This is a genomic window from Pseudomonas sp. B6(2017) (assembly GCF_002112765.1).
Taxonomy (GTDB): Bacteria; Pseudomonadota; Gammaproteobacteria; order Pseudomonadales; family Pseudomonadaceae; genus Aquipseudomonas; species Aquipseudomonas piscis.
Genome location: NZ_NEIQ01000001.1, coordinates 151,920 through 166,580 on the forward strand (window position 1 = coordinate 151,920; position 14,661 = coordinate 166,580).

Sequence of the window (14,661 nt, forward strand, 5' to 3'; positions counted from 1 at the left end):
CGGTGGATTATGCTGCTGGCTCGTGGCGCCCGTCGGCTGGGCGCCGCCATTCGAGATAAGCCATGGACAGATTTCAGGAAATGCAGGTGTTCGTCTGTGTCGCCCAGGAGCAGGGGTTCGCTGCCGCGGCGCGGCGCCTGAACCTGTCGGCGGCCAGCGTCACCCGGGCCGTGGCGGCCCTGGAGCAACGCATCGGCACCCAGTTGCTGGTGCGTACCACGCGCAATGTGCACCTGAGCGAAGCCGGGCAACGCTACCTGGAGGATTGCCGACGCATCCTCGCCGAGGTCCAGGATGCCGAGGCCTCGGCTGCCGGCATCCATGCCCAGCCCCGGGGCCAACTGAGCCTGACTGCGCCGGTGCTGTTCGGCGAACTCTTCGTCACCCCGCTGCTGGTGCGCTACCTGCAACGTTATCCACAGGTCAGCGTCAACGCCCTGTTGGTGGATCGGATGGCCAACATGGTGGACGAGGGCATCGACGTGGCGGTGCGCATCGGCGAGCTGCCGGACAGCGGCCAGCACAGCATCCGCGTCGGTGAGGTACGCCGGGTGATCTGCGCCTCTGCGGCATTCCTGGCCAACCATGGCCGACCGCAGCACCCCGAAGACTTGCGCCAGGCGCCGGTGATCGCTCCGTCTTCCATTGGCCAGGCGCGCAACTGGCAGTTCAACGTCGCCGGCCGCGCCTTGAGCATTCGCCCCGAGCCTCGCTTGCTGGTGAGCGCCAGCCAGGCCGCCATCACCGCCGCCAGCCTGGGGCTGGGCCTGACCCGGGTGCTGTCCTATCAAGTGGCCGACAAGGTCGCGGCAGGGCAGCTGGAAATCGTCCTCGAGGCCTTCGAGCAGCCTCCCTTGCCCATCCATGTGGTGTACCAGGGTGGGCGCAAGGCGCCAGCGCGGGTGCGCAGCTTCGTCGATTTCGCGGTACAGGCCCTGCGCGAGCATCCATCGCTCAATCCTTGAGCAAGATTGTTTCACCAGATGAAATGATGGTTTGTGATTTCTGGTGATTCTGTTGTTTTTGCCCTGGCAGGAAGATAGCCCCTCCAGCGCGGCGCTTCGACCGTGCACCTGCCCGTGGAGTCGTCCATGTCCCAGCCCGCCATCAAGTTCTACAACTTTCCTCGCTCCGGCCATGCCCACCGCGTCGAGCTGATGCTGTCCCTGTTGGAGTTGCCGGTCGAAACGATTTTCGTCGACCTGGCCAAGGGTGCCCACAAGCAGCCCGAGTTCCTGGCCCTCAACGCCTTTGGCCAGGTGCCGGTCATCGACGACCAGGGCGTGGTGATCGCCGATTCCAACGCCATCCTGGTGTACCTGGCGCAGCGCTATGGCGATGGTCGCTGGCTGCCCACCGATCCAGTGGGAGCGGCGCAGGTGCAGCGCTGGTTGTCGGTGGCCGCGGGGCCGATCGCCTTCGGGCCGGCGGCGGCACGCTTGATCACCGTATTCGGCGCAACCTTCAACCCCGAGGAAGTCATCGCCCGCGCCCATGTCCTGCTCAAGGTCATGGACCAGGAACTGGCCGGCAGGCCGTTCCTGGTCGGCCAGCAGGCGACCATCGCCGATGTCGCCGGCTACAGCTACATCGCCCACGCGCCGGAGGGCAACGTGTCGCTGGCCGACTACCCCCATGTGCGTGCCTGGCTGGAACGCATCGAAGCCCTGCCGGGTTTCGTCGCCATGCCATCCACGGCGGCGGGCCTGAAAAGCGCCTGAGGCGCCCCGAGGGAGGTTTGCATGAGCACCCAGTCGCCCTGGCACGCCGGTGAACGGCAGCTGCAGGCCCAGGCCGGGGTGGCCGAGCGCATGGAAGCCTTCGGGGCCAAGGTCATCCGCCAGGCCATGCCCGACCAGCATCGGCAGTTTTACCAACAGCTGCCGTTCATCCTGGTGGGCGCGGTGGATGCCGATGGCAGCCCCTGGGCGAGCATTCTCGAAGGGCCCCCCGGTTTTGCCCGGGCCCCGCAGGACACCCGGCTGCGCCTGGACAGCCTGCCGGCCAGCGATGACCCGTTGCAGTTGCACGAGGGCGCGGCGCTGGGCCTGTTGGGGATCGAGTTGCATACCCGGCGGCGTAACCGCCTCAACGGGCAGATCGCCACCCTCGACGCCCAGGGGTTCGAGGTGAGGGTGCAGCAGTCCTTCGGCAACTGCCCGCAGTACATCCAGCTGCGCGAGCTGCAACAGGTGCCCCTGGGCGACCCCGCCAGCCGCCCGGCCCAGCATCACCGGGGCCTGGACGATGCGGCGCGGGCATTGATCGCTGCCGCCGACACCTTCTTCGTCGCCAGCTACGTCGATTTGGAGGGCCAGCGTTCGGTGGATGTATCCCACCGTGGCGGCCAGGCCGGTTTCGTCCGGGTCGAGGGCGATTGCCTGACCATCCCGGATTTCGCCGGCAACCTGCATTTCAACACCCTGGGCAACCTGCTGCTCAACCCTCGGGCCGGCCTGTTGTTCATCGATTTCCACAGCGGCGAGCTGCTGCAACTCACCGGCTCCACCCAGATCATCCTCGACGGTCCACTGGTCAGTGCCTTCCAGGGGGCCGAGCGGCTGTGGCGGGTCCAGGTGGAGCGCATGGTGCGGCGCCCGGCGGCCTTGTCCCTGCGTGGGCCGTTGCGCGGGGTGTCCCCCAACAGCCTGCTGACCGGCTCCTGGCTCGAGGCCGAGGCGCGCCTGCGGGCCCAGGCCCTGGGCAAGCAATGGCGGCCGCTGCGGGTGGTGCGGATCGAGGATGAAAGCCGCAACATCCGTTCGTTCTACCTGGAACCGGCGGACGGCGCGGGCTTGCCGTCTTTCCTGCCCGGCCAGCACCTGCCGTTGCGGATCGGGCTCGACCCACAGCCGCTGATCCGCACCTACAGCCTGTCCAGCGCCCCGTCCGATGGATTCCTGCGCATCAGCGTCAAGCGCGAAGGGCGGGTGTCCAGCTACCTGCACGATGGGGTCGAGGTGGGCGACCTGCTGCACGCCAGGGCGCCCCAGGGCCAGTTCAGCATCGACCCCCACGGGCTGCGACCACTGGTACTGCTGGCGGCCGGGGTGGGTATCACGCCCTTGCTGTCGATGCTGCGCGAGGTGGTCTACCAAGGCCTGCGTACCCGGCGCATGCGCCCCACCTGGTTGTTCCTGGGCTCGCGCACTCTTGCCGAACAGCCCTTTGCCGGGGAGCTGCGAACCCTCGGTGAACAAGTCGGGGAGGCGCTGCAGGTGCTGCGCCTGCTAAGCCAGCCGGAGGCGACGGCGCAGCCGGGCGTGTCCTTCGATCGGCAGGGGCGGATCGACACCCAGTTGGTGCTTGAGCATCTGCAACTGGATGACTACGACGCCGTGGATTTCGTGCTGTGTGGTCCCGGTGCCTTCACCCAAGCGTTGTACGACCAGTTGCGGGACCTGGATATTGACGATCGGCAGATCCATGCCGAGACCTTCGGCCCTTCGACCCTACGTCGGCGGCCCGATGCCCAGGCCGTGCCGTTGCAGCAGCCGGCGGCGGCCACGAGCACGGTGCCGGTGCGCTTTGAGCGTTCTGGCCTGGTACATCACTGGCAACCCGCTGGCGGCAGCCTGCTGCAACTGGCGGAGCGCGCCGGCCTGCACCCGGAATTCAGTTGCCGGGGTGGTTCTTGCGGCACCTGCCAGACCCGCCTGCTCAGTGGCCAGGTCAATTATCCACAACCTCCGGCGCAGTTGCCGGAAGCCGGGCAGGTGCTGATCTGCTGCGCGGTTCCCGCTGCTGTGGATAACTCATCTTCACCCCTGGTGCTGGACCTGTAGAGCGAAGAAAAAATCCTCCCCGACGATTGCCGCCAACCCGCCCCCTGCGTAGGCTGACGCGAATTTTCTCGCCGCTGCCGCAGGCTGTGGGTGGCGGTTGCCGGGCCTATCGACCCGGCGATATTCCAGGGTTTTCAGCGTTAAAGGGAATCAACGATCCATGCTCCCCCGGGTTCTGCTCCGTCTCTGCGCCGTGTTCCTTTGCGGGCTGTCGCTCAGCGCCTGCCGCCAGGAGCAGGCGCCCGCGCTGGATCAACAGCTGTACATCTGGCAACGCCAGTGGACCCCGGCCCACGCTGCGGCCCTGGCAGGGTCCCGGGCAGACTTTTCCACAGTCCGGGTGCTGGCCTTGCAGGCTTTTCCACAGGCTGGCTGGAGTCGGGCGCGGATCGATGCCGATATGCTGCGCCAGGATGGCCGGCGGCTGATCGCGGTAGTTCGCCTCGATGGGCAGTTGCCAGCGCTGGACCAGGACGAAATCCTCACCCAGGTGCAGCAACTGCTGGCCGATTGGCAAGGGCAGGGCCTGGTCCTGGCCGGCCTGGAGATCGATCACGATGCCGCCACCGCGCGGCTGCCGGGTTATGCCGCGTTGCTGGCGCGCTTGCGGGCCCGGTTACCGGCGTCCCTGGCCCTGAGCATCACCGCGCTTCCGGCCTGGCTTGGCAGCTCTGAATTGCCGAGGCTGCTGGGCCAGGTCGATGGCAGCGTGCTCCAGGTGCATGCGGTGAGCGACCCGCGCAAGGGCCTGTTCGACCCCGGGCAAGCCGAGCAATGGGCCCGGCGCTGGGCGCAGGTCACCGACAAACCCTTCTACCTGGCTCTACCCGCCTATGGCGTGGCCCTGCTGGCAGGCGGTGAGGGCGCGCCGCTGGTGGAGAGCGAGGCGCCCATCGCCCAGCGCGGCGAACGTCGCGAACTGATGGCCGACCCCGAACAACTGAGCCTGCTGGCCAAGACCCTGCGCAACGATCCGCCGGCGCACCTGGCCGGCTTGATCTGGTTTCGCCTGCCGCTCAAGGGTGATGTCCGGGCCTGGAGCCTGGACACCCTCAAGGCGGTGGCCCGGGGCGAGGTATTGGCCAGCCGGCTGGACATCGGCCTGACTGAGCAGGATGGCTTGTTCGACATTCGCTTGAGCAACTCGGGCAACCTCGATCGTCTCCTGCCTGAACAACTGTCCCTGGCCATTGCCCAATGCGACGGATTCGACGGGCTGGGTGGCTATACCGCCCAGTTGCGCGACGGCCAGCTGCTACTGACCCGCCAGCAGACCGGCCGCCTGGCGGCAGGTGGCACCCGGGCCGTGGGTTGGGCCCGCTGTACAAAAATTGACCAAGGAGCTGTGCATGTTCGTCCCTAGATCTCGCCACCTGTTGTGCCTGAGTCTGTTCCTGCCCCTGGCTCCGGCCCTGGCGTGCGGGCCGACTTTCCCCATGCGCCTGCTTGCGGACCGTCCGCAAACCCTGGCGGAACTGCCCGAAGGCAGCTTCAAGTTCGAGATCAGCCGCCTGGGCCAGGCCGTTGCCGGGCTCAAGCCGGTGGCCAAGGACGCCTTCAACTCCGACTACAGCCTGCCCGAGAGCTACGAGGTGCAGCAGCGTAACTGGGCGGAACGACAGGGGTTGGACGAGGCGCAGCGGACCCTGGTCGGCCAGTTGCGCAAGCTCGACGACGGCCGCGCCGCCGAGCAGCAGGGCGCCAGCTTGCCGGCCGAGATCCGCCTCTATACCGCCGGTGCGGTGGCTTTCAATGCCGGGGACAGCCAACTGGCCGCGGAGTATTTCCGCAAGGTGCTGGAGCTGCCGACTCAACAGCGCGCATTGCGCAGTACCTGGGCCGCCTATTCCCTGGGCCGGGCCTTTAGGTCCATCCATGCAGAAGCCAACGAACTGGACGAGCAGGGCCGGCGCGAGACCTTGCAGGCGGCGCGCCAGGCATTCATCCAGGCGCGCCAGCTGAGCGTCGACGGCTTCAGCGACCCGCTGGAACTGGGCATCGCCAGCCTCGGCGAAGAGGCCCGGATCCTCAAGGACCAGGGGGACTGGAGCCAGGCCATCGACCTGTATGCCAGCCAGAGCCTGCAGGGCTCGGAGGTTGGCTACAGCTCCCTGAAACAAGTGGTGAACGAGCTGGGCAGCCTGCCGGACGAGCAGTTGCTGGAGCAACTCAAGAAGCCTGCGGTGGCGCGCCTGCTCACCGCTTCGCTGGTGTCCCACCAGGGATGGTCCTTTGGCGAAAAGCCGGACTCCGAGCGCAACCTGATCAAGCTCTTGAGCCAGGGCACCGCCGGCAGTTTCGACAATGCCGACCGGCTGGCGGCGCTGAATTACCAGAATGGCGATTTCGCCACCACCAAGCTCTTGCTCGAGCACGCCGGCGATGGCGGCCTGGCCTGGTGGCTGCGGGCCAAGATGGCCGTGCGCGAAGGTGACAAGGTGGCCGCCGCGGCCGCCTACGCCAAGGCCTCCGCGGCCTTTCCCCGGGATGAGAACTGGGGCTTTCGCGGCGACTACGATGGCAACTACGAAGACCTCAAGCCGGGCTGCCGGGTAGAAGGCGAAAGCGCCGTGCTGGCCCTGGAGCGTGGCGACTACGTACAGGCGTTCGAGTTGCTCTACCGCAGTGGCGAGATCTACTGGCACGACGCGGCGACCGTGGCGGAGCGGGTGCTGACCGTGGATGAACTCAAGCGTTTCGTCGACGCCCAGGTCCCGGCGCCGCCATCGACGCCCAAGCAGGCGGACGACTACTACGAGCACTTGCCGATCGCCGCGCAGCTACGCGAGCTGCTGGGACGGCGCTTGCTGCGCGAAGGCCGTTACCAGGAAGGCTGGGGCTATTTCGACAGTCCCGAGCGCCAGGCCATCGCCAAGGCCTACGGCGAGTATCGCGAGCGGGCCGAGTCGGCCTGGCTGCCTACCCGCCGTGCCGAGGCCTACTACCAGGCCGGCCAGTTGGCGCGGACCTCGGGCATGGAGATCCTTGGCTACGAGATGGGGCCGGATTACCACAGCCTCTGGGGCAGCTATAACCTGGAGATCCCACCGGTGCAGGCCGGGCCTTTCCTCAGCGCCGACGAAGTACAGCGCCAGCAGGCCAGTACCGCCGATCCTGATGTGCGCTATCACTATCGCTACGTGGCCGGGGAGCTGGGCAACCGCGCGGCGGATTACCTGCCGCACACCAGCCAGGCCTTCGCTGCGGTGCTGTGCAAGGCTGCGCGCTGGACCCGGGGCTCGGATCTGGAGATCGACTACTACAAGCGCTACGTGGAGCACGGGCCGTTCGTGGAGTGGGCCGGCAACTTCGGCATGAACTGCCAGGAGCCGGACTTCGGCAGCGCCAACAAGCGCTATGTGACCCAGTGGATCGACGCCACCCGCTCCAGCCTCGGGCAGCACAAGCTGGCCAGCGCCGGTGGCGCGGCGCTCCTGCTGCTGGGCGGCGCCTACCTGATCCGCCGCCGGAAGGCATAGCCGCCAGATCGGGTTGCGCGGTATGCCTGTTGGATCGCGGTGCCTGGTTTTACGGGCGCTGCGCGCCAGGCCAGGTCGTACGGTTTGCCTGATGCCCTATGGCCAAATCAGGCTTGCTGGACGAAGGTCAGGCGCAGGGCGAAGCCGATCAGCAGGCTGCCGAACAGCCATTGCTGCAGGCGTTGCGCCGAAGGGCTGCGTTGCATCCAGCGACCCAGCCCGGCGCCGGCCAGGGCGTAGCAGCAGTCGAACAGCCCACCGACGCCCACCAGCAACACGCCCAGGGTAATGAACTGTGGCGCCACCGCCCCGGCCTGGGGATCGACGAACTGCGGCAACAGCACCGAGCAGAACAGCAGGGCCTTGGGGTTCAGCAGGTTGGTCAGCACTCCGCGCTGGATCGCCTGGCGCCAGCGCAAGGGCGTGGCCGCCGCGCCGCTGCCGTCCAGCGCGGGCAGCAGGTTGCTCCTCAGGCACTGGATGCCGATCCACAGCAGGTAGGCCGCACCGGCCAGGCGCACCACGTCGAAGGTCCAGGGCGCGGCCTTGAACAGCGCCGCCAACCCCAGGGCCGCCAGGGCCACATGGCAGCCCCGGGAGATGGCCAGGCCCAGGGCCGTGGCCAATGCCTGGGCCTTGCCCTGGCGGGCGCCGGTCTGCAACAGCAGGATCATGTCGGGCCCGGGCAGCAGGTAGACCACCGCCAGGGCCAGGAAAAACATCCACAGTTGCGCCACCTTGCACCCCCATTCGTTGTCGAGTCGGTGCCCACAGTTTAGGGCTGGAGGGCAGGGCAGGTGCTTGCGTAATCAGCCAGCAAAGAAGCAGAAGTTGGCATAATCTTCCAGGATTCACCCAAGGGACCAGCCGGATATGCCAAACATTAAACTCGACGCCTACGACCGCAAGATCCTCGCCGCCCTGCAGCGCGACGGCCGCCTGAGCAATGTGCAACTGGCGCAGGAGATCGGCCTGTCGCCATCGCCCTGCCTGCGCCGGGTACGGATGCTGGAGGAGGCCGGGGTGATCCGCGGCTACCAGGCGGTCCTGGCCCGGGATGAAGTGGGGCTTGGGCTGACGGTGTTCGTCGGGGTCAAGGTCGAGCGGCACAACGATGCGGAAGCCGAAGCCTTCCGCCAGGCGGTGTTGCAGTTGCCGGAGGTGATCTCGGCATTCCTGGTATCCGGCGAGTCGGACTTCCTGCTGCAAGTGGTGGTGCCCGACCTGCGGGGTTACGACCGCTTTCTTACCGGCCAACTGCTGAAGATCCCGGGGGTCAGCGATATCCGCAGCAACTTCGCGATCCACACGGTGAAGACCCCAGGCCCCTTGCCGCTGGGCCACCTGCCGGGCTGACCTGGTTCGTGGCGAGGGTGCTTGCGCACGCTCGCCACAGGGCAAGCTGCTAGTGCCTGGTCAGGTCCACCAGTAGCGCACCAGGTGGAAGAAGATCGGTGCGGCGAAGCATACCGAGTCCAGGCGATCGAGCATGCCGCCGTGGCCTTCGATCATGTGCCCCCAGTCCTTGACCCCGCGATCGCGCTTGATCGCCGACATCACGATGCCGCCGGCAAAACCCAGCAGGTTGATCAGCAGGGCGATGAGGAACGACTGCCAGATGCTGAACGGGGTGATCCACCACAGTGCGCCGCCGATCAGCGAGGCCAGCAGGATGCCGCCGACAAAACCCTCGACGGTCTTGGACGGCGATAGGTTGGGGGCGATCTTGCGCTTGCCGAAGAGTTTTCCACAGACGTACTGCAACACGTCCGAAAGCTGCACCACGATCACCAGGTAGGCGATCAGCAGCAGGTTGCGGCCCTCGTAGCCGGCGATGTCCAGGGTCAGCAGGGCCGGGACGAAGGATACGCAGAACACCGCGATCATCAGGCCCCACTGGACCTTGGAGGCGCGCTCCAGGAAGTGCGTGCTGTCGCCGCCCAGGGAGGCGAGGATCGGCAGCAGCAGGAACACGTACACCGGGATGAAGATCGAGAACAGCCCGTACCAGTCCGAATAGATCAACAGGTACTGCAGGGGCAGGGCCAGGTAGAACGCCGCCACCAGCGCCGGGTAGTCGCTGCGCCGGGTCGGGGTCAGGGTCAGGAACTCGCGCAGGGCATAGAACGACACGGCATAGAACAGCAGGATCACCGCCGCGGTGCCGAGCCAGAAGGCGATGCCGATCACCAGCACCATCACCCACCAGGCGTTGATCCGCGCGTTGAGGTTGTCGATCACCGGGTTGGGGCTGCCCCGGGTACGCCACTTGAGGATCAATCCGATCAGCGAGGCCAGCACCAGGATGGCGCCAATGCCGCCGAACAACATCAGGGTCTGCTTATCCATTTCAGGCGTGCTCCGGAGCCAGGGCCAGCAGCGCGGCGCGGCTGCGTTCGAGAAAGTCTTCCTTGCTTTCGCCGTCTTCCACCGCCAGGGGCGCGCCGAAGCTGGTGGTGCACAGCAGCGGCAAGGGCAGGAAGCGTCCCTTGGGCATGACCCGGTTGAGGTTGGCGATCCACACCGGGATCACCTCCACCTGTGGATAACGCTTGGCCAGGTGATACAGGCCGCTCTTGAACGGCAGCAGGCCGTCTTCCGGGTTGCGTGTGCCCTCGGGAAAGATGATCAGCGAATCGCCCTGCCCCAGGGCATCGAGCATCGGCTGCAGGGGGTTGTTATCCACAGCCTCCTTGCGCTCGCGGTCGATCAACACGCCGTTGAACACCCGGTTGATGATGTAGCGCCGCACGCCGCTTTTCTGCCAGTAGTCGGCGCCGGCCACGGGGCGGGTCAGGCGTCGCAGTGCCGGCGGCAGCGAGGCCCACAGCAGCACGAAGTCGCCGTGGCTGCTGTGGTTGGCGAAGTAGATGCGTTGCACCGCCTGCGGCGCCGAGCCCAGCCACAGGCTACGGGCGCCGGTGATGCTGCGGGCGGCGGAGGTGATGAGATTGGCAACCAGGGGTTCGAACATGGGCATTCCTTATCCGGCAAAGGCCAGCCAGGGGCTGATCAGGATCACGCTCAACAGCACCAGCACTTGGGTCGCCAGCAGCAGCGCCTGGCGCCGCAGCAGGCCCAGGGCACCCTGGCTGCGTTCGTGCCAGGGCCGTCCGCCGCGCTCGGCCGGTTGCAGGCCGAGCGCGCTCAGGGCCTGGTCCAGGGCGCGGGTGCTGTGCTCCAGGGAGGTCGGGGCATCGGCCACCCGCTGGAACAGGTCGGCATCGAAGGCCACCCGCAGCGCCAGGTACTTTTCCACAACCCCCAGGGCCACCAGGGCGAGGCTCAGCAGCAGCCCGGCGAGGGTGACGCTGGCGAGCAGGTACTGGCCCAGGCCATACAAGCCGCCGAGCAGCGTCAGGCCTGTGGATAACTGGTCCAGGGCCTGGCCTCGGCGCAGCAGGCTGGCGACGCTGTACAACTGCATGTCAGTGGTGAGCGCGGGCATGGGCTTGGCTCCTGGCGTTGGCCAGGCTTTCCAGGGCCTGGCGATGGGCGGCATGCAGGACGATTTGCGGCCGCGCCCTGCGCAGCTGGACCAGTGCGCTGTCCACCGTGGCCGCGCGTCCGCTGTGCAACAGCCAGGCGGCAATCGCCGTGGCGCTGCGCGAATAACCCAGGGCGCAGCACACCAGTAGCGGGCCGTACTGGCGCTGGCGCTCGATGGCTTGGGCCGCGGCCAGGCATTGGGCCGGGCTCGGCGCGCACAGGTCGAGCAGCGGCAGGCTCTGGTAGGCCGCCAGCGAGCGGCCGTCCAGGGATAGCTCGGCGCACAGGTCGAGCACCGCGGCGAACGGGCTGGCGTCCAGTTCGGCGGGCGTCGGCAAGCGTCCCAGCCAGACGTTATCCACAACCTGGTCCGGTTGTGGATGATTTCTTGTCCACAACCGCGAGTTGATCCACGCCGCTGCCAGGTAAGGCGCCAGCAGCCAGCGGGCGGCGGGGCTCAGGCGGCCATTGGCGCGTTTCTGGAAGCCGGCGGCATCCAGCAAGGCATAGTTCACCGCCACCAGCAGCAGCGCCACCGCCGGCCACAGCAGCCACAGGCCGATGCCGCCCCAGGCCCAGGCCGCCAGGGTGAATGCCGCAGCTCCCAGGGCATAGCGCAGGGCCAGTCGGCGGCGCTGCGGGTCATGGCTGAAGCGGGCGCTGGCCAGCGGGCTGGGACGATCCAGCGGCCACAACCAGACGCACAGCCAGCCGGCCAGGGCGCCTGTGGGCACATCGATGAAGTGGTGTTGATAAGTGGTCAGTACCGAAATCCCGATCAGCGCGAACCAGCCATGCACCAGCCAGCGCCAGGCCCCGTGGATATGCCGCGCATAGCAGACCCACAGCACCACCAGCAGGGCGATGTGCAGGGACGGCGCCTGGTTGAAGGGCTTGTCGAAACCTGCCAGCACCGCGAACAACCAGCCGAACAGCCCGTCCAGTTCCGGCCGGGGGAAGGTGAACCGCAGCGGCCAGAGCAGGAAGCAACTGACGGCGATCACCTGGGCACTGAGCAGGCGCAGGGCATGGCGCTTGAGTTCGTCGCGGCTGCGCGGCAGCAGCAATGACAGGCCGTAGAGCAGGTCGATGGACCAGTAGGGGACGATGGTCCAGGCCCAGAACGGCATGTGCCGCTCCCAGTCGAAGACCAGGCTGGCGACGTCGTCGCGCTGCGCAGTGACCCAGGTGGCGAAGCCATAGGTGCCGAAGAACAACGGTGCCAGCAACAGCAGCCAGAGCACCGCGGGCTTGAGCAATCCGGGTTCGCGCGCCGGCAGGGCGCCTGTGGCCATCATTGCACCCGCTGCGCCAGGGATACGCTGAAGATGCCCCATTCATCCACGCGCATCGTCACCTTGCGAAAGCCTGCGGCCTCCACCAGTTGGTCCATCTCTGCCTGGGTCCGGCGACGCATGACCCAGGCCTGGCCCTCGCGGTGGCTGGTCAGGGCCCGGGCGATCAGCTCCAGCTGCGGGTGCCAGGGCTGGCCGGTGTACACCAGGTAGCCGCCAGGCTCCACGGCGCTGGCCAGGCCGGCCAGGGAGTCGCCGACCATCTGGTTGTCGGCGAACAGCTCGTACAGGCCGGAAACCACCGCCAGGGTCGGCTTGGGGTCCAGGGCAGCGAGATCGTCACGATCGAAGGCGTTGCCTTTGACGAAGCGGGCGATGTCGCCCAGGCCTTTTTCCTGGATCAGGGCGCTGCCGTCGCGCACGTTGATGTCGCTGTAGTCGCGCAGCAGGATCGATTCCGGCAGCGGCGCGACGCCTTGCAGGGCCTCGAGGATGTAGCGGCCATGGCCGGCGGCGATATCGACGATGCGCACCTCGCTGCCTTGCCCACGCAGCTGTTCCATGGCCAGGCGCAGCAGTTCTTCCACATGCAGCTTGCGCTGGCGAATGCCGCGCCAGCCGATGGAGTTCAGGTAGTTCTGGTCGATCAAGCGCCCCACCGGGGTATGTCCGGTTGGGCGATTGCGGTAGACGTAGTCCAGGGTGCTGCCGGAGTCGAAGCCGGTGTCGAACCCCAGCTTGACCCCCGCCGATAACTGGCTGCCCAGGCGCATGCTGGCGCGGGTGGCCCGCCAGTACAGGTCGCGCAGGGAGTTGCGCGGCAGCGGCGCGGCCAGGGCCTCGGATTCGGCGCAGGTGGCGCCCAGGCGGTCGGCGTCCAGCAGGGCAGGGCGCTGCAAAGGAAGGGTGAAGTTGTGCAGGATGAAACGGCGGATGCTGGCCATGGCCGGGGCGCGTTCCTTTTCGCCCAGGGTGTCGTGGAAGAAGCCGGGGAGGATGTGCTTTTCCTTGCGCAGGCTGCCCAGGCGCTCGAAGAACTGCTCCTGGGGCTTGCGATGCACCACGAAGTCGGCGCCGGAGATCAGCAGCTGGGTCGGCACCTGGATCGCCTGGGCATCGGCCACCACCCGGTCTGCCGCTTCATACAGGCCCAGCAGGACGTTGACCGAAATCGCCTTGGTGATCAGCGGATCGCTGTCATAGCTCTCGACTCGTTGCGGGTCGTGGCTCAAGAAGCGCGCCTTGACGTAGCTGTTGACGAAGAAGTTGCCGCGAAAGCGCCGCATCAGGGCCAGGCCGGGACGGGCGAACGGTACGTAGAGCTTGACCTTGAAGGCCGGGGAGGCCAGCACCAGGGAGCGGATCCGCGGTGCGTAGTCGTGGACCCAGGTGGCGGCAATCACCGCGCCGACGCTCTGGGCCACCACGGCGATGTTTTCCTCGGCGATCTGGTGGGCGCTGCCCAGGTGGCCGCAGAAGGTCTGCACGTCGCGCACGCTGGTGGCGAAGCTCGGGCTGTCGCCCCGGGCACCCGGAGACTGGCCGTGGCCCCGGGCATCCCAGGCGAAGAAATCGATGTGCGGCAGGTCCAGCTCGTCCACCAGGTGGGCGATGCGCCCGGAGTGCTCGTGGCCGCGGTGGAACAGCATCACCGCCTGGCGCGGCTCGCCAGGAGCCACTTCGGTGGCTGGCCAGTGGCGGTAGAACAGTTCGACACCATCATGGGTCCGGAACGTCTGGTGTTGGGCTTCGCGCATAGCCATTTCCTTATGCAGAGGGAGCGTTGTGCTGAACTTCTTTGAGGCCCTGGCGGACCCGGTTGATCAGGGTGTAGACCAGCAAGGCGGCGACCAGCGCCAGCGCGGCGTTTATCCACAGGGCGCCGAGCCAGCCCAGGGCGATGCCGGTGGCCAGCACGCCGAGGACGAAGGCCCGGTCGCTCTTGCCCATGGGGCCGTCATAGCGTCGGGAGGCGCCGACCATCGGCCCCAGTACCCCGGCGTACTCGCTGAACAACGCCAGCAGGGTCACCGCCAGCACCAGCGGCAGGTTGATTCCGGGCAGCAGGGCGAAGGGCAGGATCAGGGCACTGTCGGCCACTACGTCGCAGAGTTCGTTCAGGTAGGCGCCCAGGCGCGACTGCTGGCCGAATTCCCGGGCCAGCATGCCGTCGATGGCGTTGAGCGCCATGCGCAGGATCATCCACAAGGGGATCAGGGCGAAGAGCCAGGCGTGGTTGGCGAACAAGGCCACCAGCGCGCCCACCAGCAGGGAAACCACCGCGGCCAGCACGGTGACCTGGTTGGCCGTGGTGCCGTTGGCGTAGAGGCGTTGCACCAATGGCCGCAGCAGGTTCTGAAAGCGTGGTTTGAGCTGGTAGATCGAAAGCATGATGGGACGTTTCCTTGTCGCACGCGGGAAGCAGGGCTGGATTATTGCCGTAAATGCCGGGGGCCGACATCACAAGTTGTGGCATTTGAGCAAACAGCGATCTTTCGGTTCTACGACGCACGCATTGGATGAAAAGACATGGCGGGCGACAAAAATTTCACCAGAACCGTTATACAGTAACGAGTTGTATCCAAAAATTTCGGCGGTGGGTCCCTCCACAGG

General features: G+C 66.9%; 13 protein-coding genes. 6 read left to right on the top strand and 7 right to left on the bottom strand.

All coding sequences use genetic code 11. The annotated features are described in order from the left end of the window. Positions 1 to 62: 62 nt before the first annotated feature. The 5 genes from CAG11_RS00775 (at position 63) to CAG11_RS00795 (ending at position 7,264) form a co-directional block, all read left to right on the top strand. Positions 63 to 965, top strand: a complete 903-nt coding sequence (locus CAG11_RS00775; protein ID WP_053137766.1) for a LysR family transcriptional regulator — start codon at positions 63 to 65, stop codon at positions 963 to 965. A 126-nt stretch (positions 966 to 1,091) separates the two neighbouring features. Then, positions 1,092 to 1,721: a glutathione S-transferase family protein gene (locus CAG11_RS00780; RefSeq protein ID WP_022641981.1), complete on the top strand. Its 630-nt coding sequence runs from the start codon at positions 1,092 to 1,094 to the stop codon at positions 1,719 to 1,721. Positions 1,722 to 1,742: 21 nt separating this feature from the next. Next, complete coding sequence (locus tag CAG11_RS00785) at positions 1,743 to 3,785, top strand: pyridoxamine 5'-phosphate oxidase family protein (protein ID WP_085594014.1); 2,043 nt, start codon at positions 1,743 to 1,745, stop codon at positions 3,783 to 3,785. A 160-nt stretch (positions 3,786 to 3,945) separates the two neighbouring features. Beyond that, positions 3,946 to 5,148, top strand: a complete 1,203-nt coding sequence (locus CAG11_RS00790; RefSeq protein ID WP_085594016.1) for a DUF3142 domain-containing protein — start codon at positions 3,946 to 3,948, stop codon at positions 5,146 to 5,148. Continuing rightward, positions 5,135 to 7,264 (top strand): hypothetical protein, encoded by a 2,130-nt coding sequence (locus tag CAG11_RS00795; protein ID WP_085594018.1) that lies wholly within the window; start codon positions 5,135 to 5,137, stop codon positions 7,262 to 7,264. The genes CAG11_RS00790 and CAG11_RS00795 overlap by 14 nt, the downstream gene beginning before the upstream one ends. Positions 7,265 to 7,371: 107 nt before the next feature. On the opposite strand, the gene CAG11_RS00800 is transcribed toward CAG11_RS00795, so the two are convergent. Then, entirely contained in the window at positions 7,372 to 8,001 is a 630-nt protein-coding gene (locus CAG11_RS00800; RefSeq protein WP_031320755.1) for a LysE family translocator, read from the bottom strand. A gap of 145 nt (positions 8,002 to 8,146) precedes the next feature. On the opposite strand from CAG11_RS00800, the gene CAG11_RS00805 reads away from it, so the two are divergent. Continuing rightward, on the top strand, positions 8,147 to 8,620 hold the full coding sequence (locus CAG11_RS00805; protein WP_085594606.1) for an Lrp/AsnC family transcriptional regulator: 474 nt from the start codon (positions 8,147 to 8,149) through the stop codon (positions 8,618 to 8,620). 60 nt (positions 8,621 to 8,680) lie between these two features. Here the strand turns inward: CAG11_RS00805 and CAG11_RS00810 are convergent, their stop codons facing one another. The 6 genes from CAG11_RS00810 to CAG11_RS00835 are packed head-to-tail and all read right to left on the bottom strand — an operon-like array spanning position 8,681 to position 14,439. Beyond that, entirely contained in the window at positions 8,681 to 9,613 is a 933-nt protein-coding gene (locus CAG11_RS00810) for a phosphatidate cytidylyltransferase (RefSeq protein ID WP_053137755.1), read from the bottom strand. 1 nt (position 9,614) lies between these two features. Continuing rightward, positions 9,615 to 10,238, bottom strand: a complete 624-nt coding sequence (locus tag CAG11_RS00815) for a 1-acyl-sn-glycerol-3-phosphate acyltransferase (RefSeq protein ID WP_085594020.1) — start codon at positions 10,236 to 10,238, stop codon at positions 9,615 to 9,617. A gap of 9 nt (positions 10,239 to 10,247) precedes the next feature. Next, positions 10,248 to 10,712: a hypothetical protein gene (locus CAG11_RS00820; protein ID WP_085594022.1), complete on the bottom strand. Its 465-nt coding sequence runs from the start codon at positions 10,710 to 10,712 to the stop codon at positions 10,248 to 10,250. Continuing rightward, complete coding sequence (locus CAG11_RS00825) at positions 10,693 to 12,048, bottom strand: phosphatase PAP2/dual specificity phosphatase family protein (RefSeq protein WP_085594608.1); 1,356 nt, start codon at positions 12,046 to 12,048, stop codon at positions 10,693 to 10,695. The genes CAG11_RS00820 and CAG11_RS00825 overlap by 20 nt, the downstream gene beginning before the upstream one ends. Beyond that, a complete protein-coding gene (locus CAG11_RS00830) occupies positions 12,048 to 13,805 on the bottom strand; it encodes a bifunctional alpha/beta hydrolase/class I SAM-dependent methyltransferase (protein ID WP_085594024.1) in 1,758 nt (585 codons plus the stop codon). Before CAG11_RS00830 ends, CAG11_RS00825 begins: the two co-directional genes overlap by 1 nt. Before the next feature lie 10 nt (positions 13,806 to 13,815). Continuing rightward, on the bottom strand, positions 13,816 to 14,439 hold the full coding sequence (locus CAG11_RS00835) for a CDP-alcohol phosphatidyltransferase family protein (RefSeq protein WP_085594026.1): 624 nt from the start codon (positions 14,437 to 14,439) through the stop codon (positions 13,816 to 13,818). Between the last annotated feature and the right edge of the window lie 222 nt (positions 14,440 to 14,661).